Source organism: Streptomyces flavofungini (genome assembly GCF_030388665.1).
GTDB lineage: Bacteria > Actinomycetota > Actinomycetes > Streptomycetales > Streptomycetaceae > Streptomyces > Streptomyces flavofungini_A.
This window is the reverse complement of the sequence record NZ_CP128846.1, coordinates 4,960,491-4,982,235: the sequence shown is the minus strand read 5'-3', so window position 1 is coordinate 4,982,235 and position 21,745 is coordinate 4,960,491. Positions and strand designations below refer to the sequence as shown.

At 74.3% G+C, this 21,745-nt stretch carries 15 protein-coding genes, 2 tRNA genes and 1 riboswitch; of the genes, 4 read left to right on the top strand and 13 right to left on the bottom strand.

The window, feature by feature from the left end; all coding sequences use genetic code 11:
- Positions 1 to 442 precede the first annotated feature (442 nt).
- Positions 443 to 2,542, bottom strand: coding sequence for an asparagine synthase-related protein (locus tag QUY26_RS20990; protein WP_289948927.1), 2,100 nt, complete (start codon positions 2,540 to 2,542; stop codon positions 443 to 445).
- 827 nt (positions 2,543 to 3,369) lie between these two features.
- On the opposite strand from QUY26_RS20990, the gene QUY26_RS20985 reads away from it, so the two are divergent.
- From QUY26_RS20985 to QUY26_RS20970, 4 genes are all read left to right on the top strand, one after another.
- Positions 3,370 to 4,815: an MFS transporter gene (locus QUY26_RS20985; RefSeq protein WP_289948926.1), complete on the top strand. Its 1,446-nt coding sequence runs from the start codon at positions 3,370 to 3,372 to the stop codon at positions 4,813 to 4,815.
- Between the two features lie 118 nt (positions 4,816 to 4,933).
- Positions 4,934 to 6,139 (top strand): L-2-hydroxyglutarate oxidase, encoded by a 1,206-nt coding sequence (lhgO, locus tag QUY26_RS20980; protein ID WP_289948925.1) that lies wholly within the window; start codon positions 4,934 to 4,936, stop codon positions 6,137 to 6,139.
- Between the two features lie 329 nt (positions 6,140 to 6,468).
- Positions 6,469 to 7,347: a tRNA (guanosine(46)-N7)-methyltransferase TrmB gene (gene trmB / locus QUY26_RS20975; RefSeq protein ID WP_289948923.1), complete on the top strand. Its 879-nt coding sequence runs from the start codon at positions 6,469 to 6,471 to the stop codon at positions 7,345 to 7,347.
- An 80-nt stretch (positions 7,348 to 7,427) separates the two neighbouring features.
- On the top strand, positions 7,428 to 8,816 hold the full coding sequence (locus QUY26_RS20970; RefSeq protein ID WP_289948921.1) for a PrsW family intramembrane metalloprotease: 1,389 nt from the start codon (positions 7,428 to 7,430) through the stop codon (positions 8,814 to 8,816).
- Positions 8,817 to 8,844: 28 nt separating this feature from the next.
- Here the strand turns inward: QUY26_RS20970 and QUY26_RS20965 are convergent, their stop codons facing one another.
- From QUY26_RS20965 to QUY26_RS20910, 12 genes are all read right to left on the bottom strand, one after another.
- Complete coding sequence (locus QUY26_RS20965) at positions 8,845 to 9,789, bottom strand: aldo/keto reductase (protein ID WP_289948918.1); 945 nt, start codon at positions 9,787 to 9,789, stop codon at positions 8,845 to 8,847.
- A 155-nt stretch (positions 9,790 to 9,944) separates the two neighbouring features.
- Complete coding sequence (locus QUY26_RS20960; RefSeq protein WP_289948917.1) at positions 9,945 to 11,042, bottom strand: M23 family metallopeptidase; 1,098 nt, start codon at positions 11,040 to 11,042, stop codon at positions 9,945 to 9,947.
- 11 nt (positions 11,043 to 11,053) lie between these two features.
- Positions 11,054 to 11,189: riboswitch (cyclic di-AMP (ydaO/yuaA leader) on the bottom strand.
- 230 nt (positions 11,190 to 11,419) lie between these two features.
- Positions 11,420 to 12,445, bottom strand: coding sequence for a PP2C family protein-serine/threonine phosphatase (locus tag QUY26_RS20955; RefSeq protein ID WP_289955874.1), 1,026 nt, complete (start codon positions 12,443 to 12,445; stop codon positions 11,420 to 11,422).
- A gap of 407 nt (positions 12,446 to 12,852) precedes the next feature.
- Positions 12,853 to 14,121 (bottom strand): MFS transporter, encoded by a 1,269-nt coding sequence (locus QUY26_RS20950; protein WP_289948916.1) that lies wholly within the window; start codon positions 14,119 to 14,121, stop codon positions 12,853 to 12,855.
- A complete protein-coding gene (locus QUY26_RS20945) occupies positions 14,118 to 15,359 on the bottom strand; it encodes a PLP-dependent cysteine synthase family protein (RefSeq protein WP_289948915.1) in 1,242 nt (413 codons plus the stop codon). Before QUY26_RS20945 ends, QUY26_RS20950 begins: the two co-directional genes overlap by 4 nt.
- A 76-nt stretch (positions 15,360 to 15,435) precedes the next feature.
- Positions 15,436 to 15,810 (bottom strand): hypothetical protein, encoded by a 375-nt coding sequence (locus QUY26_RS20940; protein WP_289948913.1) that lies wholly within the window; start codon positions 15,808 to 15,810, stop codon positions 15,436 to 15,438.
- Between the two features lie 175 nt (positions 15,811 to 15,985).
- Positions 15,986 to 16,059 (bottom strand) — tRNA-Met (locus tag QUY26_RS20935).
- A 112-nt stretch (positions 16,060 to 16,171) separates the two neighbouring features.
- A complete protein-coding gene (locus tag QUY26_RS20930) occupies positions 16,172 to 17,401 on the bottom strand; it encodes an alginate lyase family protein (RefSeq protein ID WP_289948911.1) in 1,230 nt (409 codons plus the stop codon).
- A gap of 343 nt (positions 17,402 to 17,744) precedes the next feature.
- Positions 17,745 to 17,817: transfer RNA gene (locus tag QUY26_RS20925), tRNA-Lys, on the bottom strand.
- A gap of 147 nt (positions 17,818 to 17,964) precedes the next feature.
- Positions 17,965 to 20,280 (bottom strand): DEAD/DEAH box helicase, encoded by a 2,316-nt coding sequence (locus tag QUY26_RS20920; RefSeq protein ID WP_289948909.1) that lies wholly within the window; start codon positions 20,278 to 20,280, stop codon positions 17,965 to 17,967.
- 251 nt (positions 20,281 to 20,531) lie between these two features.
- Positions 20,532 to 21,032, bottom strand: a complete 501-nt coding sequence (locus QUY26_RS20915) for a hypothetical protein (RefSeq protein ID WP_289948907.1) — start codon at positions 21,030 to 21,032, stop codon at positions 20,532 to 20,534.
- A 219-nt stretch (positions 21,033 to 21,251) separates the two neighbouring features.
- On the bottom strand, positions 21,252 to 21,602 hold the full coding sequence (locus QUY26_RS20910; protein WP_016643405.1) for a metallopeptidase family protein: 351 nt from the start codon (positions 21,600 to 21,602) through the stop codon (positions 21,252 to 21,254).
- Between the last annotated feature and the right edge of the window lie 143 nt (positions 21,603 to 21,745).

Sequence of the window (21,745 nt, the reverse complement as noted above, 5' to 3'; positions counted from 1 at the left end):
CCCGCCGTCGTGGCGCCGCCGCGCTGGAGCCGTGCCCCTCCCCCGGCGTGACGGGACCGTCTCCCCGGGCTGTGCCCCCCTCCCCCAGGCGGCGGGCGGCCCATGCCACCCACTCGGCCCCGCGACGCCTGACCGGCCGTTGTGGCACGGGGGCGGACGACCCAGGCGAGGGGTTGGCCGGAGGGTGGGCCATGTGCCGGCCCGAGGGTGCTGTTCCGGTGAACGGGCGGGCGGGTGGGAGAGATCCGCCCGCGGAGCGGCGGTGCAGGTGGGCCCCGGGGACGGTCGGCTCCACACCGAGGTCGGCGGTCCCGCGCCGAGGTCTGGAGCCCCGCCCCGGGTCGCCGCCTCCGACCCGCCCGGGGTCGCCGCCCCCGCCCCGGATCGCCGCCTCCGACCCGCCCCGGCTTGCCGCCCCCGGCCCCCGAGCCCCGCGCAGCGGCTAGCGGCCCGCCCCCAGCGCTCCCCGTTCCGGGACGACGGACCCCGTCGGCACGGCGCGCTGGCGGGCGGGCGTGCCGGTCCAGCAGGTGCCGCGGCGGGCGAGGAGGCGGCGGAGCCAGATCTCGGTGGAGACGAGGTCGGCGAGGCCGTCCAGGGGCAGGGGTTCGCCGTCGGCCGCGGCCCGCAGGGCCTTGCGGACGACGCGGGCCTCGACGAGGCCGGCCTGGGCGAGCAGGGGCGTGTCGAAGAGGTCGACGAGGCCCTGCACGGCGACCCGCAGGCCGGTGCGGGCGGCGGCGGCAGCGGAGGCGTGCGAGGGTGCGCCCCAGCCGGGCGGGAGTTCGGTGACGCCGGCGCCTTCGAGCGCGCTGCGCAGGATCGCGGCGCGCGCCCCGGGCCGCACCCGCAGGGACTCCGGCAGCGCCCGGCAGGCGCGTACGACCTGGTTGTCGAGGAACGGCGCGTGCAGCCGCTGGAAGCGGACCTCGGCGGCCTGCTCCAGGACGCGCAGGTCCGCCGCGTGCCGGAAGAGCGCCGCACGCGCGCGGAACTCACCGGGGCGCTGCCCGGGCCCGGGCCCCGGCCGCGTCGCCGCCTCCTGGAGGCGAACCGATACTTCAGCGAGGGCCTCGCCGGTCAGCCAGCGCGCGGCAGGCCCCGGTCTGGCCCAGGCCAGGGCGGCGAGCGAGGCGCCCACGGCCCCGCCGGGCTCCTCGAAGTGGCGGTGGAGCAGTCGGTCGGCGAGGGACTGCACGCCCGCGCGGTGCGTCGTACGGGCGAGCTTGCGGGCGGCGCCGTACACGCGCGCGGGGACCATGACGGAGCCCTCGGCCTTGGCGAGGGCGGTGACGGGCCGGACCAGGTGCCGACGCTTGCGGTCCATCAACAGGTCGGCGAGGCGCGCCGGATGGGCGTCGAGCACCTGCCGCGCGCCGTAGCCGGTGAAGTGGTCGGCGCTGCCCGCGGCGAGCCGCGCGCGGTGGCGTTGGGCGGTGACGATGACGGCGCTGGGCTCGTCGGTGAGCGGGCCGTCGAGGTCGGCGTAGGGCAGGGCCTCCTCGCCCGCCGCGACGACGACGTGGTGCAGCCGGGGGTTGGCGGCGATGGCGCCCGCGCGCTCCAGTTCGGCCTCGCGGCCGCCGGACACGAGGTCGTTGAAGGTGACGGCGAGGAGCCGCTCACCGGCGCCCGTGCCGTGCCCGAGGACGGTGCCGGGCATCCCGGGGAGACCGGCGGCAAGGAGAGCGAGGGTTCCCGAGGCGGGCCCTCCGGAGAGGTCGGCTCCGATGCCGGGCACGGGCATGCCGCGCGCGGCCCGCCGCTCGGCGGGCCCCATGCCGGGCACGGGCCCGGGGTCGATGTCCGTGCCGGGTACGTGCCGGGGTGCGCGCAGCCGTGCGCGTACGGCCTCGACGAGGGCGTCCCTGACCCCGTCGAGCGCGCCCGCCTCGTCGGCCGCGGGGGCCGCGACGGCGAGCGAGGCGACGGGCTCGTACCCGGCGATCTCACGTGCGCCCGCGCGGAGGATGAGGGCATGCCCGGGGGGCACGCGGCGCACGTCCTGGTACGGGGTGGAGTCCTGCAGCGCCTCCGGGACGTCGGGGGCCGCGAGCAGCGCCGCGAGGTGCCCGATGTCCAGGTTGGCCTCGACGAGGTCGGCGAGCGGCAGCGCGGCCGTGGCGTACGCCGTGCCGCCCGCCCACGGGGTGAAGAACACGGGGCGCGCGCCCGCGAGGTCACCGGCGATCATCACGCGGCGGCCGACCTGGACGACGGCGGTGTAGCTGCCGGGCCAGGCCGTCAGGTGGCGCAGGGCGCCGCCGCGCGCGGCGAACAGACTGACCCGCAGCTCCTCGTCGCTGGCGCCGCAGGTGCCGAGCACCGCGATGCGGGTCCGGTCGTCGGCCTTCACCGTGCGGACCTCGTCGGGGCGCCAGTCACCCACCGCCCACAGCGGGTCCGGGTCGCCCCAGAGCAGCTGGGACCCCACGGGGTGCAGTGTCTCGCCGTCGGCACCGGTGGCACCCGCCGTGCCGACGGCGGCAGCGCCCACAGAGGGTCCAGTGGTGGTACTGCTCCACCCCACCAACCACCGCATCGCCGCCTCCACAGGCTGTGGACGGACCAGTGCGCCCAGGAACTGATCCAGCAATGCGCGGCACGCATCCGGAACCGATCCGCGACTGGTCCGCCCGAGTACGGAAACCGGGGAGCGGGGCCGAGAGCGGCGCCAGTGCACCCGGGAACCGAGGGACCGGGGTCCCATGCTGCCACGAAGGAGGCGCGCGGGAGCGCCTACGGCGGCGCTCACACCGGCGCGAACGCGCCCTGGGCGATCGGTCGTTGAGGCCGCAACGGCACCGACAAGGGGACGTGGGACGGCTTGAGCACACTTTCGAGGGGTCGGTTTTCGGCCAAATCAGCCATGGCCGAACACGCCCCACCGCGCCGTCACACCCACGCACAGCCCGGGAGGCGGTGTGCGCCTCCCGGACCGGTCCGCCGCCCGCGGGGATGGAGGCGGCGGTGTCCCCCAGCCCACTGACTCCAGCGCAGCGGGCCGACCCACGCACCGACCATGGAACCCCTGCCCACGTGGCCGGAGAAGAGCGCACACATGGGCGCACGGCCACACACCCGGAGCGCGCGGCGACACCCCCGCACTCCCGTACGGACAACAATCTCGCCATCCGGAACTGCGCCTCTTAACGCTTGGGATCCGTGGAACTACGCTGGGTGTGCTGATGTTTTCGCGGAGGCATATACCTGGGGGCTCGGCCAAGTGCTCTTGCGGCCGGGGATCGGGGCCGCGGCGCACGACACGCCGACGGGCCGGGCACCCAGTCGCTGTCCCCCGGGGGAACACAGCACGAATGCCGTGCGGTCAAGCCACTGCCCGGCAGCCGTCTGTGTCGAGGGGTGGCCATGTCCAGGGAGCAACGCGGGCCGAATGAGAAGCTCGGCACCGTTCTCGCCCTCGCGGGAATCAGCAACGCGGGACTCGCCCGCAGAGTCAACGACCTCGGCGCGCAACGCGGCCTGACGCTTCGTTACGACAAGACGTCGGTGGCGCGCTGGGTGTCCAAGGGCATGGTGCCGCAGGGCGCCGCCCCGCACCTCATCGCCGCCGCCATCGGGCAGAAGCTCGGCCGCCCCGTGCCCCTGCACGAGATCGGCCTCGCCGACGCCGACCCGGCCCCCGAGGTGGGCCTCGCCTTCCCGCGCGACGTGGGCGCCGCCGTGAAGGCGGCCACCGAGCTGTACCGCCTGGACCTGGCCGGACGCAGGACCGGCGGCGGCATCTGGCAGTCCCTGGCCGGCTCCTTCGCGGTCAGCGCGTACGCCACGCCCGCGTCCCGCTGGCTGATAACCCCGGCCGACAGCTCCGTCGCGCGTGACGCCTCGCACGACGGGGCGCCCGACGCGGCCCACCAGGACGACGGCGGACCGCCGATGAAGGTCGGCCACAGCGACGTCCTGAAGCTGCGCGAGGCGGCCGAGGACGCGCGCCGCTGGGACTCCAAGTACGGCGGCGGGGACTGGCGTTCCTCCATGGTCCCCGAGTGCCTGCGCGTCGAGGCGGCGCCGCTGCTCCTCGGTTCGTACTCCGACGAAGTGGGACGCGCCCTCTTCGGAGCCAGCGCCGAACTCACCCGGCTCGCCGGCTGGATGGCGTTCGACACCGGCCAGCAGGAGGCCGCCCAGCGGTACTACATCCAGGCCCTGCGGCTCGCCCGCGCGGCCGCCGACGTGCCCCTGGGGGGATACGTCCTCGCGTCCATGTCCCTCCAGGCGACGTACCGGGGCTTCGGCGACGAAGGGGTGGACCTCGCGCAGGCCGCGCTCGAACGCAACAGGGGCCTCGCGACCGCGCGCACCATGAGCTTCTTCCGGCTCGTGGAGGCGCGCGCGCACGCGCGCGCCAACGACGCGCCCGCCGCCGGTGCCGCCCTGCGGGCCGCCGAAGGCTGGCTGGAGCGCGCCAGGGACGGCGACAACGACCCCTCCTGGCTCGGCTTCTACGGCTACGACCGCTTCGCCGCGGACGCCGCCGAGTGCTACCGCGACCTGAAGGCGCCCCGCCAGGTGCGCCGCTTCACCGAGCAGGCGCTGTCGCGGCCCACCGAGGAGTTCGTGCGCTCGCACGGATTACGGCTCGTGGTGTCGGCCGTCGCCGAGCTGGAGTCGGGCAACCTCGACGCCGCCTGCGAGCAGGGGGTGCGGGCGGTGGAGGTCGCCGGAAGGATCTCGTCCGCGCGGACCACGGAGTACGTGAAGGACCTGCTGCACCGCCTGGAGCCGTACGGCGACGAGCCCCGGGTGGCGGAGCTGCGGGAGCGGGCGCGGCCGCTGCTTGTCGCTCCCGCCTAGCCCGGGGCCCGCGGCGGGCCGCCCACCGCGGGCACGGCTGTGCTCCGGCTCTCGCCGATCGCAGGTTTGGCGGGGATGTCAGTGGCGCAAGGCAGTATCGGGGGTGGGAGGTGTGGCGATGGGGCGAGGTGCTGTGGGGTACGACTGTGACGTGCTCGTGGTCGGGGGCGGGATCGTCGGGCTCGCGACGGCGTATGCCCTGACCAGGGCCGCGCCCGGCACCCGCGTCACCGTCCTGGAGAAGGAGCGCGGCCCCGCCCGCCACCAGACGGGGCGCAACAGCGGCGTCATCCACAGCGGGATCTACTACCGCCCCGGCTCCCTCAAGGCGAGGTACGCGGTGCGGGGCGCCGCCGAGATGGTCAAGTTCTGCGCGGAGTACGGCATCCCGCACGAGGTCACCGGCAAGCTCATCGTCGCCACCGACCGCGCCGAGCTGCCCCGCCTGCACGCCCTCGTCCAGCGCGGTCGGGAGAACGGCATTCCGGTCCGCGAGCTCGGCCCCGCCCAGATCGCCGAGTACGAACCCTGTGTGCAGGGCCTCGCCGCCATCCACGTCGGCACCACCGGGATATGCGACTACGGCGCCGTCGCCGCCCAGCTCGCCCGCGCCTCCGGCGTCGAGGTGCGCTACGGCGCGGAGGTCGTGCGCGTCGACCGGCGGGCCGACCTCGGCGTCGCCGTGCGCACCGCCGCCGGGGACGTCGTGCGCGGCAAGGTCCTCGTGAACTGCGCCGGGCTCCACTGCGACCGGGTCGCCCGGCTCACCGGCGACGACCCCGGCATGCGCATCGTGCCCTTCCGGGGGGAGTACTTCACGCTGGCGCGGCCCGGCCTCGTGCGGGGCCTCGTCTACCCCGTGCCCGACCCCGCCTTCCCCTTCCTCGGCGTCCACCTCACGCGCGGCGTCGACGGCAGTGTGCACGTCGGGCCGAACGCGGTCCCCGCGCTCGCCCGCGAGGGGTACGGCTGGTCGGTCGTCCGGCCCCGGGAGCTCGCCGGGACGCTCGCCTGGCCGGGGGCCTGGCGGATGGCCCGGGAGCACTGGCGGTACGGGGCCGGTGAGCTGCGGCGGTCGCTGTCCAAGGGGGCCTTCACCGACGCCGTGCGGCGGCTCCTTCCGGCTGTGCGGGCCGAGGATCTGCTGCCCGCGGCCGCCGGGGTGCGGGCGCAGGCCGTGCTGCGGGACGGGTCGCTCGCCGATGACTTCCTCATCCGGGAGGGGGCTCGTGCCGTCCACATCCTGAACGCGCCCTCGCCTGCGGCCACGGCCTCGTTGCCGATCGGGCGGGAGGTGGCGCGGCGGGTCCTGGACGTGCTGTGAGCGGTGCCCTCGCGGGGCGCCCCAGGCCCACCCCTTCTCCGAAACCGGGGGCTGCGCCCCCTGGACCCCGCTGACCGGCTGATGAGGTGCGGGTGGAGGTCCCGGGCGGGTGGGACGGGCCCCCGCCGATCGGCGCTCCGCGCCTCGTCCTCAATCGCCGGACGGGCTGGGACGTTGCCGGGGCGGGCTGGAAGTGTGCCGGTGGAATTCAGCCCCTCCGGCGTTTGAGGAGCGGGGTCTGGGGCGGAGCCCCAGTTCGGGAAGGGGCGGGCCTGGGGCACACCCGCGAGGCCCCCGCCCGCCCGCACCCCCGGTAAAATCGCCCCACTGTGTCTGAGAATCCCCGCCCGAAGGGCACCCCCCGCTTCCCCGACGGACCCGCGCCCGACCCGACCGGGTCGAGGTTCGAGCGGCGGATCCGCAGCTTCACGCCGCGCCGCAGCCGCGTCACCACCGCCCAGGGCGACGCCCTGCGCCGGCTCTGGCCGCAGTGGGGGCTCGACATCGACGGCAAGGAAGTCCTGGACCTGGACGCGCTGTTCGCGGCGGACGAGCAGCCCGGCACCGCCCCCGTCGTCCTGGAGATCGGCTTCGGCATGGGCGAGGCCACCGCCCAGATGGCCGCCGCCGACCCCGGCACCCGCATCCTCGCCGTGGACGTGCACACCCCGGGCCAGGGCAACCTGCTCAATCTCGCGGAGCGGAACGGGCTGTCCAACGTCCGGGTGGCGAACGGCGACGCGGTGATCCTCCTGACGGAGATGCTCGCCCCGGAGGCCCTGGACGGCGTCCGCGTCTACTTCCCCGACCCGTGGCCGAAGGCCCGGCACAACAAGCGGCGCCTGATCCAGCCCGAGTTCCTGAGCCTGCTCGCGCCCCGCCTCAAGCCGGGCGGGCTGCTGCACTGCGCGACGGACTGGGAGCCGTACGCGGAGCACATGCTGGAGGTGCTGACCGCGCACCCGGACTTCGAGAACGTACAGGAGGACGGCGGGTACGCGCCCCGGCCCGACTTCCGGCCGCAGACCCGCTTCGAGGGGCAGGGCCTGCGGAAGGGGCACGTCGTGCGCGACCTGCTGTTCCGCCGCGCCGCCACCCTCACGGAGCAGCCCGAGCCGGCCCCGGACCAGCCGCGGGAACAGCCCCAGGGACAGCCGGAGGAGCAGCCGAAGGAACCGGCCGTCCCCGAGGCCCCGTCCGGCTCCTGAGGCCCGGACGCCCCGCGCCCAAGGCCTCCACGCCCGAGGCACCATCGCGGTCCGCCGCAACCCTCGTTACTGTCAAAGCCGTGGCCACCAGTCCCGCGTACCCGACGAGCCCGGCACCCGCCGGGCCCGCCGGAGCACCCGGATCCCGGCATCCGCGCTGGTGGCAGCGGCGGGCCATCCGCGCGGCCGCGCCGGTCACGCTGCTCGCGCTGTCCGGCCTGGTGATCCTCGCCCTGGTGCGGCAGCAGACCGGCACCGAGGGCTTCCTGGTGGGCCTCGGGCTCGCCACGCTGCCGGTGCCGCTGCTCGTCGCCGCGTTCCGGTGGCTGGACCGGGTGGCGCCGGGGCCCTGGCGGAACCTGCTGTTCGCCTTCGCCTGGGGCGCCTGCGCGGCCGCGCTGATAGCGATCGTCGCGAACAGCTTCGCGACCCGCTGGATAGCCACCGCGACCGCCGACCCGACCAGCGCCGACACCCTCGGCGCGACCGTCATCGCCCCGATCGTCGAGGAGACCGCGAAGGCGGCGGCCGTGCTGCTCGTCTTCCTCTTCCGCAGAGCCGACTTCACCGGTGTCGTCGACGGCTTCGTCATCGCGGGCGTCACCGCGACCGGCTTCGCCTTCACCGAGAACATCCTCTATCTCGGCAACGCCTTCGGCACCGACCAGCTCAGCGGCGAGACCGGCCTCGCGTCGGTGACGGCCGCGACGTTCTTCGTCCGGGTCGTCATGTCACCGTTCGCGCATCCGCTGTTCACCGTGCTCACCGGCATCGGCTTCGGGATCGCCGCCCTCAGCGGGGAGCGGCACACGGCCCGGCGGATACTCCTGCCCATCGCCGGACTGCTGCTCGCCATGGCCCTGCACGCCTTCTGGAACGGCTCGGCGAGCTTCGGCGAGTACGGCTTCTTCGTCGTGTACGCGACGTTCATGCTGCCCCTGTTCGGGCTGCTCTGCTGGCTCGCCGTCTGGCTGCGCCAGCGCGAACTGCGGCTGGTGCGCGCCGAACTGCCCGCCTATGTGGCGGCGGGCTGGCTCACCGCCGCCGAGCCGTTCGCCCTCGGCTCGATGTCCGCGCGGGACCTCGCCCGCGACTACGCCACGCACCACCTGGGCAGGCCGGGCGGGCGGACCGTCGTCGCGTACGAGACGTACGCGACGACCCTCGCGGTGCTGCGGCACCGGGCCGGCCGGGGCCGGGCCCGCGCCGACTTCGCCGTCCGGGAGCGGGAGCTGCTGGACGCGCTGTGGGAGCGCCGCGAGGTGGTCCGCCCGGCGCTGGCGTACGCGGCACGGGTGATGGCACCGGTCGTGGTGCCGCTGCCGTACACGGCCTACGGCCCCCCGCACCTGCCGTACCCGGCGTACGGCCCCCCGCACCACCCCCGCGCCGCACCCCCCGCCCCGCACGCGTCACCGAACCTCGCGCACGGCCCCGCCTACCCCTCGTACAACCCCTACCGCACCTGACGCACGACCCGGCGCGCGCCGGGGCCGCTCACGCCGACGCGGCGGTGAGGCGGGCCACCTCGTCCTCGGTCAGGTCGAGGTCGGCGACGTCGAGGAGCGCGGGGAGCTGGTCGACCGTGCGCGCGGAGGCGAGCGGCGCCGCCACCGTGGGCTGGGCGGCGAGCCAGGCCAGGGCGACCGTCGCGTGCTGGGCGCCGCGCTCCTCGGCTATCGCGTCGAGGGCGGCGAGGACGCGCTGCCCGCGCTCGGTCTCCAGGTGCGCGCCCGCGCTGCCCGCCCGCGCGCTGTCGACCTCGGCGCCGGGGCGGTACTTGCCGGTCAGGAAGCCGGAGGCGAGCGAGTAGTACGGGATGGCGGCGAGGCCGGAGCGGGACGCGACCTCCTGGAGGGGGCCCTCGTAGGTGTCGCGGGAGACCAGGTTGTAGTGCGGCTGGAGCGCGACGTAGCGCACCAGGCCCTCGCGGTCGGAGAAGTCCAGGGACTCCTGGAGGCGTTCGGCGCTGATGTTGGACGCGGCGATCGCCCGGACCTTGCCGGAGCGCACCAGTTCGTCGAGGGCGGTGAGGAACTCCTCGACCGGCACGGACGGGTCGTCGTAGTGGGTGTAGTAGAGGTCGATGTAGTCGGTGCCGAGGCGGCGCAGCGACTCCTCGACGCCGGACTTGATGGTGTTCGCCGCGAGGCCCTGGTAGTCGGGGTGGGCGCCGACCTTGGTGGCGATGACGACGTCGGAGCGGTTGCCGCGCGCGGCGAGCCAGCGGCCGAGGACGGTCTCGGACTCGCCGCCCTTGTTGCCGGGCGCCCAGGCCGAGTAGACGTCGGCGGTGTCGACGAAGTTGCCGCCCGCGGCCGTGTAGGCGTCGAGGACGGCGAAGGACTGCGCCTCGTCCGCGGTCCAGCCGAAGACGTTGCCGCCGAGGGCGAGGGGGAAGACTTCGAGGTCGGAGGAGCCCAGGGGGCGGAGTGTGGTCATAAGGGGCTCAACATCCGTACCGGGGAACGAATTCCGTGTGTGGCTCACGGAAATCTGCGGCACGGTTCCGGGGGCCGGGTGCGGCCCGCGCGGACACCGACCGGCAGCCCTGGCGTCGGGGGGTCGTCGCCAGGACCGCCGGAGCCGGTGGGGTGTTACGGGTTGAGGCCCTTGCCCTGCAGCCAGGCGAGCGGGTCGATGTTGGCGCCGCCGCTGGTGTGGACCTCCATGTGGAGGTGCGGCCCGGTGACGTTGCCGGTCGCGCCGACGCGGCCGATGACCTCGCCCGTGGTGACCTTCTGGCCGACGCTGACGCTCATCGAGGACTGGTGGCAGTACCAGATCTCGGTGCCGTCCTTGAGTTCGAGCACCGTGCGGTAGCCGTACGAACCCGACCAGCCGGCCGACTTGATGGTGCCCGTGTGCACGGCCTTGAGGGGCGTGCCGGTGGGGGCGGCGAAGTCAAGGCCGGTGTGCTGGCCGGAGGACCACATGGAACCGGAGTCGCCGAAGTGCGAGGTGAGGGTGTACGAGGAGGTGGGCAGCGAGAAGCTCTTGGCGAGCTTGGCGAGGCGCTCCGCCTCGGCCTTCTTGCGCGCGGCCTCTTCCTTCTTGCGCTTCTCCTCGGCGGCCTTGGCCTTCGCGGCCGCCTGCGCCTTGTCCTGCTGGGCCGCGGCCTGCTCGGCGGCCTTCTTCACGGCGGCGTCCTCGGCCGCGATGCGCTGGGCGTCGTCCGCCTGGTGCTGCTGGTTCTCGGCCTGCTGCATGATGCGGGCGCGCAGGGCCTCGCCCGCGCCGGTGGTGCCGCGTTCGGCGTCGGCGGTGGTGACGCCCGCGGAGCTGAGCGGGGCCGCGACGGTGGAGGTGTCGGCGCCGCCGTCGGAGTCGTCGGCTATCAGGGAGCCCACGCCCGGCAGGGACTTGGCCTCGGGGAGCTGGTCGGTGACCGCCGACATGTCCGGCATGGCGATGGAGACCGGCGGCTTGCCGCCCTGCGCGGTGGCGATGCCGCCCGCGCCCACGGCCGCGATGACGCCGACGCCGAGGACGGTGGAGCTGCGCGCGAGTCCGCCGCCGCCCTTCTTGTGGACCCGGTGCCGGCCGCGCACGGGGCGGATGGACTCCGCGGTGGGGTTCCACTCCTCCCACGACTCCTGGGGGGCGTACGCGGCGAACCCCGGGGAACCGTCAGGTCCTTCGGCGGAGTCGTTCGGTACGTAGAGCGCTTCGGGGGCAGGCCGGTTGGACGCCACTGGGGCGCACTCCTTTCCTTCCTTCTCGCCTACCGGGTTAGCTGACGGGTTCGGAGCAGGAAGGTCTCCTACGGGCATGGTGCGTGCCCGATTCACCCCAATGTGGTGGTTCCCCGGCTCCCTTGCGGGATTAGGCGCGTGCGCACGGAGCCGACTGGAGTGTCGGCTGGGACGACCGCGCTGCGTTATCGAACGTTAATAGACAGCGGTGCCGTATTCCAAGCCGTTCCGACTGATCGTTAACGCTTACGCTACGAACACAAGGGACATCAGCGGCTGGAGTAGGGCGAGTTGCGCGGAGGCCATGACGCACCGCAGCGTTCTGGATCTCCACGGCTTGCTGACATCACGTCAATCGCGCTGCGCTGGGGTGCCCTTCAGTCACCGACCGTCACCGGGCGGCGTACGGCGAGCATCGCCAGGTCGTCGGTGGCGCCGCCCCCGGTGTGGCGGCGGACCTCCTCGACGAGGGTCGCGAGCAGCGAGTCGGGGCCCGCGGGGCCCGGGAAGATCCGGCCGCCGAGCCGGGCGGCGGGGACGTAGAACTCGCCGTCCTGGTCCCGGGCCTCGGAGAGCCCGTCGGTGTAGAGCAGCAGTGTGGCCCCCGGCGGGAACGGACTCCGGTCCGCGCGGTCCGGCCAGGTGCCGAGTTCGCCCATGCCGAGCGGCAGCGCGGGCTCGGACGGCGAGAGCACGCACAGCCGCCCGTCGGCGCACAGCATCAGCGGCTCGGGGTGGCCGCGGTTGAGGATCCGTACGGTGCCCTCGTCGCCGCGCGGGATCTCCACGAGGACCGCCGTGGTGAACCCCTCGAAGGCGTCGAGCCCGTCGCGCCGCATCCCCTCCCGCGCGAGGGCACGCTCCAGACGCTGCGCCACCGCCTCCAGCGTGGCCTCCTGCTCGGCGGCCTCCCGGAAGGCGCCGATGACGACGGCGACGGCGGCCACCGCGCCCATCCCCTTGCCCCGTACGTCACCGACGACGAGCCGCACCCCGTGCGGGGTGTCCTGCACCGCGTACAGGTCCCCGCCGATGAACGCGTCCGCCTCCGCGGCCTCGTACCGCGCGGCGATGTCCAGGCCGCCGATCCGCGGGTCGGGCTGCGGCAGGACCGCGCGCTGGGCGGCCTCGGCGATGGAGCGGGCGGAGGCCAGGCGGGCGTCGCCGCGGCGGACGACCCGGTTGATGACGACGGCCAGCGCGCCGACGGTCAGCATCGTCAGGAACTCGGTGGTGACCTCTACGTCGGTGCCGCCGACGCGGTCGCTCAGGCGCAGCACGAGCACGGCGGCACAGGACACGGCGGCGACCGCGACGGTGGTCCGCAGCCGGAAGAACGGGGCGGTGATCAGGGGTGCCGCGGCGAACAGCGGGGACGCGGTGAACTCGGGCGGCGTGATCATGTCGAAGCAGATCCCGGCGACGAGGAGGAGCGGGGGCAGCGCGCGGACGAGGGCCCGCTCGCGGGGCAGGGTGCGGGTGGGGCCGACGGGGGCGACGGTCGGCTGGGGGCGGCGTGCCTTGCGGGGGCGGGAGCGGGAGCGGGGACGGGCGCGACCTGAGCCGCCGGACTCACCGCCCCCGGTCCCCGGGCCGCCCTGCGCACCGTCCGGCCCCCCACCACGCACAGCAACCACCACCACTCCACTCCACCGCATCAGCGCCGCGTCGGCCCGTCCAGGCTTCCCGCAGCGGTGGCCGGGGGCGACCTGATGTGGGCCGAGTGGGTGAGCCGTGTGGTGGGGCGTGGACGCGCCCGGAGGCGTGGGGCCGAGCAGGAGCGGCACCGCACGCCCCGGGCGCGCGGGGGTCAGGCGGCGTCACCCCCGAGCACCGGCACCGGCGCCGCGAGCCGACCGGACCTGCCCAGCGAGCGCAGGGCCAGCGCGCAGCCGACGCCGAGGACGGCGAGCGCGAGCCACGGCACCGCGGGCAGCCCCCGGTTCTCCGCCACGTCGAGCAGCGCGCCCATCGCGAGGTTCCCCGCGGTGATGCCGATCCCGCAGACCGTGTTGTAGAGGCCGTAGTGCGTGGCCACCCACCGCTCCCCGGCGAGCGAGACGACGGTGTCCATCTCGAAGGGGTAGAGCACCGCGTTCGCCGCCGCAAGGGCCGCCGCGCACAGCAGCAGCGCCGTGACGCCCGCGTACCCGGGTCCGCCGAGGGCGGGCGGCAGGAACGCGGCACCCATCAGGGCGAGCCCGCCGAACAGGCACTGCTCCCGCGTCCACGTGCGCTTGCACCAGTCGGTGATCCGCAGCTGGCCGACGAGCGCGACGAGCCCCGACACCACGAACAGCGCGCTGGTCGCGACGGTCGTGGCCGTGCCCCCGCCGAGCAGCCGCTCCACTTCGAGGGGCAGCGCGAGGTACACCTGGAACGACAGGACGTACGAACCGGTCATGGCGAGCGAGAACAGCCAGAACGGCCGGTTGCCGAACACCGCCCGCCACTGTCCCCGCCCCGTCCCGGCGGCGCCGTCCGCGGTCGCCGCCTCTCCCCTGCGCACGGGCAGGCGCAGCACCTGCACCACGGAGAGCAGGGCGAACAGGACGGCCGCCACCGCGCACGTGAGCTTGAAGTCCACGCCGGTCAGGGCGAGTCCGACGAGCGGGCCGAGCAGGATGCCGGTCTGGTAGAAGACGTTGAACAGCGCGAACGCCTCCACGCGGCGCTCCGGTGTGCCCGCCTCCGCGGCCACGTACGCGCGTACCGCCGGATTGAACAGCGCCCCCGCGAGCCCGGTCGCCGCCGACGCCGCGATGAGCACCGGCAGCGTCTGTGCGAACGCGAGCGCCGCGAAGCCGCCGGTGCGCAGGGCGCACCCGGCGACGATCATCGGCTTGTACCCGAGCCGGTCGGCGAGCGCGCCGCCGACCAGGAACATCCCCTGCTGGGAGAGGTTCCGCACGCCGAGCACCAGGCCCACCGCCCAGGCGGCGAGCCCGAGTTCGCCGGAGAGGTGGGCCGCCAGGTACGGCATCAGCATGTAGAAGCCGAGGTTGATGGTGAACTGGTTGACGAAGAGGAGCTGCACGGCGGGCTCGAAGGTGCGCGCGCGGGCCCAGACCTGGGTCACTGGACGACGCCTTCGCCCGGTACGGCGACGGGGTGGCCGTGGGCGCCGACGGGTTCACCCGGGAGACCGGGACCGCCCACGGGCTCCCCGGGAAGACCGGGACCACCGCCGGACGGACTCACCGCACCCCGCGCGTCACCCCGCGCGCCGTCCCCCGCGTCTCCCCGTACGTCCCACCGGGGAGCCGTGGCGCACCGGCCGGCCCGCCACCTGCTCCACGCCACCACCCCGTCCCCGGGGCCCGGCACCTCCCGGGGCTCGTCCGGAATCGTGCCGGGACGGCCGAGCAGCCCGTGCGCGTCGCAGTACTCGTCGTTGAACACGGTGTCGAAGTACCGCTGCGGCCCGTCGGGGAACACCGCCGCGATCCGCGTCCCGCGCGGCCGGGTGTGGGCGAGCCAGGCCGCGACGAGCGCGACCGCGCCCACGCTCCAGCCGCCGGAGGCGAACTGCCGCCCGGCGAGCCGCCGCGCGCTGCGCACGGCCTCGGCGGGGCCCACCCAGTGGACCTCGTCGAAGGCGGCGTGGTCGACGTTGCGCGGATGGATCGACGAGCCGAGCCCGCGCATCAGGCGGGGGCCTGCGGCGAGCCCGAAGATGGTCGAGGCGACGCTGTCCACGCCGACCAGTTCGAGGCCGGGCAGGGCGGCGGCGCGCAGGGTGCGGGCGATCCCGGCGGAGTGCCCGCCGGTGCCGACGGCGCACACGAGGACGTCGAACTGGCCGATCTGCCGGACGAGTTCGTCGGCGAGGGGTCGGTAGGCGGCCTGGTTCTCGGGGTTGTGGTACTGGTTCGGGCACCAGGCCCCGGTGAACTCGGGCCGCTCCATCAGCGCGGCGACCCGCTCGACCCGCGCCTGCTGCCAGCCGCCCACGGGTCCTGGTTCGCGGACGAGGTGGACGCGGGCGCCGTGCGCGGTCAGCATCCGCTCGACGATGGGTTCGAGGCCGGGGTCGGTGACGATGTGGACGGGGTGGCCGTAGTGCACGCCCGCGAGGGCGAGGCCGAGGCCGAGGGTGCCGGATGTGGACTCGACGATGGGCGCGCCGGGCCGCAACTCGCCGCGGGCGCGGGCCCGTTCGACCATGTGGAGGGCGGCCCGGTCCTTGATGCCGCCGAAGTTGAAGCCTTCGAGCTTGGCCCAGTAGCCGCGGCCGCCGTCGGGCGAGGGTTCGTCGATCCAGAGCACGGGCGTGTTGCCCACGGCGGCCGCCGCGGGCTGAAGGTTGCCGATCATGCGGGGGTGTCCTTCGGTGCTTCGGTACGTGGATGGGGGGTGGCGTGGGAGTCCGCGCGGGGACTCCGGGGCACCCTCAGTTCCGGTCCACTCCGATGACGAGAAGGAGCCGCTGGCCCGACTCCGGACAACAGGGCCCGGCGCGGGGCGGCGCGCACCGGACGAACCGGGCCGCCGTGTCCGTCGCGGGTGCGCCGTCGAGGGCGCCCTTGCCGGCCCTGCCGCCCTTGCCGCCCGCCCCGTCCTTCCGCTCGCGGTCGGCGGGCTGCGCGGCGAGCGCCGCGGGGTGGGAGGAGCCCGCGTGCTCGCCGTGGGCGGGTCCCGGGCAGGCGTGGTGGACGGGCGGGACGGCGGTGACCGCGGTCGCGGCGGTGAGCCCGTGCGGCCCGTGGCACACACCGGCGAACAGCGCGCAGGCGGTGAGCAGCACCACCGAGAGCACGTACCGCACCCGACTCATAGTGACCACAAAGCTACGCACGGCACATGATCCGGCGCAAAGCCCGACGCCGACAACGGCGTGAAACAACGCCACGTACAGCCGAAACACGTCAGCCGACGTGGACCCGGCGCCGCACACGCCGAAGGCCCGGAATCGATGAACGATTCCGGGCCTTCGGTTTCAGTAGCGGGGACAGGATTTGAACCTGCGACCTCTGGGTTATGAGCCCAGCGAGCTACCGAGCTGCTCCACCCCGCGTCGGTGAACCCAACAGTACGCCATGCGACGTGCGGAAAGCGAACTGGTTACGCGCACCCCCTCGGCGGGGGCGCCGCACCCCTGTCCCCGGCGCCCCCGCAGACCCCCGCCGTCAGGCATTCTCGGCGTGGGTCAGCGTCTCCCAGGCGACGAACAGATCGTCGGTCCCCTCGGGCCGCTGCTGCGAGGTGAGCCGCTGGGTCTGCGGCAGGTCGAGGCCGAGGCGGCCGCGCAGATGGTTGAGGGCGACCTCGGTGTCGGGGCCCATGTCGCGCCGGACCTCGCCGCCGCACAGCCAGCCGGGCGCGGCGGCGCCGAGCTGGTAGCGGGAGTGGAACTCCAGGGCGGCCCGCAGCCGGTCCTTGGTCTCGTCGTACAGGTCGACGCCCTGGTGCCAGGCGGTCTCGGCGATGTGCGCGGTGGCGGCGAGCGAGTAGCCGGCGTGCTTGAAGTTGCGGCAGGTCTCCTGGGAGAGGCCGTCGGCGAAGGTCTTCTGCCCGAACCAGTACGTCCGGAGCTGGGCCCCGGTGGTGATGTCGCTGCCCTCCGGCGACACGGGGAGCTCCCCGTCGGACTTCAGGTAGAAGTAGGCGGGGACGCGGGTGCGGAAGTGGCGCACGGCCCGCTCGAACGCCTCGTGGTCGTCGAGGAAGACGGCCATGCCGATGGTGGCGTCGGCCATGACGAGGTCCCAGTTGCCGTTGAAGTCGGCGGAGCCGTCGCGGACTTGGGGCAGGTAGGCGTTGCGGAGCATCCGCTCGAAGCGCAGCAGCTCGCCGTCGGTCCAGCCGTCGTAGGTGTAGCGCACGGCTTCGGCGGCGCGGGCCCAGGAGGTGGCGGCCCAGGCGGTCTGGAGCCCGGCGTTGGCCTCCGTGTGCCGGGTGAGCACGCGGGACCAGGCGTCCATGATCTGCACGGTCTTCGCGGCGTGGGCGCGGTCGCCGGTGATGTTGTAGAGCAGCGCGTGGGTGTACGCGGCGAGCGCGTCCTCGCGCTCCTCGACGCACCCCCGCCCGGGGCGCAGGTCGGGCGGGCAGGCGACGACGGCGTACGGCTTGGCCGTGTAGTCGTTCGCGGCGTACTTGCTGGCCCGCATCTGCTGGAAGGCCTTGAACCAGGGCTCCTCGCGCGCGGCGACATGCGCGCGGACCCGGTCGAGCTGCTTCTTGCTGACGAGCACCCCGGGGTGGGAGAACGGCAGGTCGGCGGCCCGCGCCCGCCGTACTCCGTCCCCCTCACCGTCCTCCCCGCCGCACCCCACGCCCCCGGCGCCCAGGACCAGCCCCATCACAACGGCGACCACCACCCGCCCAGCCCGGCCCCTGCGTTCCGCTGCCGCCATCCCGCACCTCCGTATCGGGTCGCGCCACTGGCAGCGTCGCGTGGGGCGGGTGGGGGCGCAGGGGGTGATGGGCCATGCGGGTGACGTGGCTCGGAGGCGGAACTCCGGCGCGACGAGCAGCTGCGCCCCCGGCACGTCGACCAACCCGCCGTCGCCGGTACGCACTTCGAACGGCCCCGGCATCGCGATCCGCACCCGCCGAGTTTGCCATGTACGCGCCGGACCCGATGCGGCCCGGCCAGGGCCCGCCAGCAGCCCGGACACAGCGGAGCGCCCCACCCGAAATGATCGAGTGGAGCGCTCGCACGCGGGTCGGACGGTGTCCTCGCCAACCCGCTCCCGGTAGACCGTGTGGGACTCGAACCCACAACCAATGGATTAAAAGTCCACTGCTCTGCCAATTGAGCTAACGGTCCTCGCCGACAAGCTGTCGGCGCACCCATGAGCATAGCCCGCCGGGCCCCGGCATCCGATCGGGTATCCCGTCCGTGTGCCCACGGGTGGGCGAAGGCCCGCACGACGGGTACGTCGTACGGGCCTTCGGTCACTGCTCTCGGACGGCGTCAGCCGTTGCGCTTCCAGCGCGGCTTGTCGTCGCGGCGGCCGAAGGAGCCGGTGCCGGAGCCGGAGCCGCGGTTGTACGACGGACGGTCGTGGCCGCCCGCGCGGTGGCCGCCGGCGGGGCGGTCGTCGCGGCGGTCGCGGTTGAACGGGCGGTCGCTGCCCCGGTGACCGGACGGACGGTCGTCGCGGCGGAAGCCGCCCCGGTCGTCGCGGCGCTCGAAGGAACGGCCGCCACGGTCGTCACGACGGTCACGGTTGAAGCCGCCCCGGTCGTCACGGCGCTCGAAGGAACGGCCACCGCGGTCGTCACGACGGTCACGGTTGAAGCCACCCCGGTCGTCACGGCGCTCGAAGGAACGGCCACCGCGGTCGTCACGGTTGAAGTCGCGGCGGAAGCCACCACGGTCGCCGCCACGGTCGTCGCGGTTGAAGCCACCACGGTCGTCGCGACGGTCGCGGTTGAAGCCACCACGGTCGCCACCGCGGTCGTCACGGCGGTCGAAGGAACGGCCACCGCGGTCGTCACGACGGTCGTCGCGGCGGTCGCGGTTGAAGCCACCACGGTCGCCACCGCGGTCGTCACGGCGGTCGCCACCGCGGTCGTCACGGCGGTCGAAGGAGCGGCGCTCCTTCTCGTAGTTGCCGCGCTCGTCACGGGCCGGACGGCGCTGCTCGTACGAGGGACGGTCCTCGCGGGCGGGACGCTCGGCGTCGCGCTCCGCGACCGGCTGCTCCGGCACCGACACCGCGGCGGCCTCGGTCTCGGCGGCGGCCTCGGCGGCCTCCGCGACCGCGGCCGCGGGGTCCTCGCCGCGCTCGCGGGCGGCGCGGGCGGTGAGGCGGTCGGCCTCCTCGCGCAGCTCGGCTGCGCGGCGCTGGGCGCGCTCCAGGTCCTTGGTGAGCTCGCGGACCTCACGCTCGGCCTGGGTGGCGGCGTTGCCCGCGGACTCGGCCTGGACCTCGGTCATGGAGCGGGCGCCGGTGATCTCGGCGACCTCCGGGTCGAAGGCGCCGCCGCCGTTGATGATGTGGCGCGAGGCGTCGACGCCGGCGTCCTCCATGAGGCGGAAGATCTGGCGGCGCTGGTGCGGGAGCGACAGGGACACGACCGTGCCGCTGCGGCCCGCGCGGGCCGTACGGCCGGAGCGGTGCAGGTAGTCCTTGTGGTCGCCGGCCGGGTCCACGTTCAGGACCAGGTCGATGCCGTCGACGTGGATGCCGCGGGCGGCGACGTCAGTGGCGACGAGGGCGTTGACGTAGCCGTCCTTGAAGTCGGCGAGGGTGCGGGTGCGCGCGCCCTGCGTCATGCCGCCGTGCAGCGCGTCGGCCTTCACACCGGCATCGCGCAGCTGCTCGGCGATGCGGTCGGCGCCCAGCTGGGTGCGGACGAAGATGATCGTGCGGCCCTTGCGGGCGGCGATGGCGGCCGTGACGGGCGCCTTGTCGCGGGGCTTCACGATCAGGATGTGGTGCGTCATGGTCGTGACGTTGCCCTGGGCGCTGTCGACCTCGTGCGTCACCGGGTTGTTCAGGTAGCGCTTGACCAGCGTGGAGATCTCGTTCTCCATCGTGGCGGAGAACAGCATGCGCTGGCCGCCGGCCGGGACCTGGTCGAGCAGCTCGGTGACCTCGGGCAGGAAGCCCAGGTCGGACATCTGGTCGGCCTCGTCGAGGACGGCGACCTCGACGTTCTCCAGGGAGCAGGCGCCGCGGTTGATGATGTCGCGCAGGCGGCCGGGGGTGGCGACGAGGATGTCGACGCCGCGCTCCAGGGCGTAGATCTGGTTGCCCATGGAAGTACCACCACAGACGACCTTCATCTTCAGGCCGAGGACGTCGCCGTAGGGCTGGAGGGCGTCGGCGACCTGCATCGCCAGCTCGCGGGTCGGGGTGAGGATGACCGCGCGGGGCTTCTTCTTCTCGGTGTGGCCGTCGGCGAGGCGCGCCAGGGTCGGCAGACCGAAGGAGAGGGTCTTGCCGGAGCCGGTGCGGCCGCGGCCGAGGATGTCCTTGCCGGCCAGGGCGTCCGGGATGGTCGCGGCCTGGATCGGGAACGGGGTGTGCACGCCGTTGCGGGCGAGCTTGCGGACGACGCCGTCGGGCAGGCCGAGGTCGCCGAAGGTGATCTCGGGCTCGGCGTCGTCTTCGACGGCCTCGGCGTCGGCGGTGACCTCGGTGACGTCCGCGGCCTCGACGGTCTCCGCGGCCTCGGCGACAGCCGCTACGGCGTCGCTCTTGACGGCCTCGACGGCTTCGACGGCCTCGACCGACTCGTTCTCGGGCAGGACGGCGTGGTCAGAACTAAAAATGGACATGCGAAATGCGAAACCTTCCGGAGTCTCGGCACGCGCCCGTCAACTCCGTGATTTCGCAATGGACCGCCTCTATGCGGTCAGCCACGGCAAGGGAGAGTACGCGCCACGCGGCGCTCTTCTGTGGCTTTTCCACCAAGAGGGCCGGGCAAATGGGATCAAACGATCTACCACCATACGCACCCTCCACCCCAATTGGCAAACGCCCACCATATCGGGGCTTTCCCAAGGCCCCGACGACGGCGCCACACCCCCTACGCGGGCCCGGCCTGAGGCGAGGGCTCCCCCTGCCCCGCGGGCTCCCCCACCCCGCCGTGGGCGGACGACGACGGCTCCGGGGGCGTCGGCTCCTGGGTCGGCGTGGGCGTCGCGGACGTCGGGTCGGGGGCGGGGGTGCTCCGGGTCGGCCGGGGGCCCGGCCGCGTACGGGTCGGCGAGGGCTTGCCGCCGTCGTTGGTGGGCTCGACGGTCGAGCCGCCGCCGGAGCCGCCCTTCGGGTGCTCGTGGTCCGACGCGGCGTCCTTCCCGCGCCCGGCGGCCGGCTCCTTGCCGTCCTTGCCGCCGTCCTCATCGCCGTCCTTGCCGTCCTTGCCGCCCTTGCCGTCCTTCTCTCCGCCCCGGCGGCCGTCCGCGCGCCCGTCGGCGCGGGAGCCGCCGGGCGTGACGGTCCCCCCGTCGGGGGCGGCGGCCCCGCTCCGCTCACCGGCGGACCGCGCGGGGGCGGGCGCGCCGCTCCCGTCGTCGCCGATGCTCATACAGCCCGCGGTGGCCGCGACGGCCACGACAGCCGCGGCCCACCGAACGGAAACGTACACATGGCGCACGGCCGAGCACCTCCGAAGGCGCTGGGGGGAAGGAACGCCCTGCCCAACTCCCGCGCCCCGCAAGAGGACACGGAAACCCCGCGCCCGCGCCCGACCTGTGACCGAAGCCTCAATCCGACCGCGCTCGACCGTCCGCGAGGCCCCGGAACCTCATCCGTACCCCAGGGCGTGCAGCCGCTCGTCGTCGATCCCGAAGTGGTGCGCGACCTCGTGCACCACGGTGATCTCGGTCTCGGCGACGACGTCCTCGCGCGACTCGCACATCCGCAGGGTGGGTCCCCGGTAGATGGTGATGCGGTCGGGCAGCACCCCGGCGTACCACTCCCCGCGATCGGTGAGCGGAGTTCCCTCGTACAGACCCAGCAGCTCGGGGTCGTCGCGGGGCGGTTCGTCCTCGACGAACACCGCGACGTTGTCCATGAGCCGCGTCAGCTCGGGAGGAATCCGGTCGAGCGCCTCGGCCACCAGTTCCTCGAACTCCTCGCGCGTCATCTCCAGCACACGCCCATTGTCCGCCACGCCCCACGCCCCACGCCCACCGCCGCCCCGGCGGGGAACGGCCGCGCACCGGGCCGGCGCCCGTGGGCCGACGGGCACGGCGACCGCCCGGCGCGGGCATAGCCACCACCCCGCATGGGCATACG

What these genes read in the sequence shown, in the direction of transcription:
- QUY26_RS20985 (WP_289948926.1), top strand. Translation starts at nt 3,370, where the DNA reads ATGTCCAGGGAGCAACGCGGGCCGAATGAGAAGCTCGGCACCGTTCTC.
- QUY26_RS20965 (WP_289948918.1), bottom strand. Translation starts at nt 9,789, where the DNA reads ATGACCACACTCCGCCCCCTGGGCTCCTCCGACCTCGAAGTCTTCCCC.
- lhgO (WP_289948925.1), top strand. Translation starts at nt 4,934, where the DNA reads ATGGGGCGAGGTGCTGTGGGGTACGACTGTGACGTGCTCGTGGTCGGG.
- QUY26_RS20915 (WP_289948907.1), bottom strand. Translation starts at nt 21,032, where the DNA reads ATGAGCATCGGCGACGACGGGAGCGGCGCGCCCGCCCCCGCGCGGTCC.
- QUY26_RS20945 (WP_289948915.1), bottom strand. Translation starts at nt 15,359, where the DNA reads ATGATCGGCAACCTTCAGCCCGCGGCGGCCGCCGTGGGCAACACGCCC.
- QUY26_RS20990 (WP_289948927.1), bottom strand. Translation starts at nt 2,542, where the DNA reads ATGCGGTGGTTGGTGGGGTGGAGCAGTACCACCACTGGACCCTCTGTG.
- QUY26_RS20930 (WP_289948911.1), bottom strand. Translation starts at nt 17,401, where the DNA reads ATGGCGGCAGCGGAACGCAGGGGCCGGGCTGGGCGGGTGGTGGTCGCC.
- QUY26_RS20955 (WP_289955874.1), bottom strand. Translation starts at nt 12,445, where the DNA reads ATGATCACGCCGCCCGAGTTCACCGCGTCCCCGCTGTTCGCCGCGGCA.
- QUY26_RS20920 (WP_289948909.1), bottom strand. Translation starts at nt 20,280, where the DNA reads ATGTCCATTTTTAGTTCTGACCACGCCGTCCTGCCCGAGAACGAGTCG.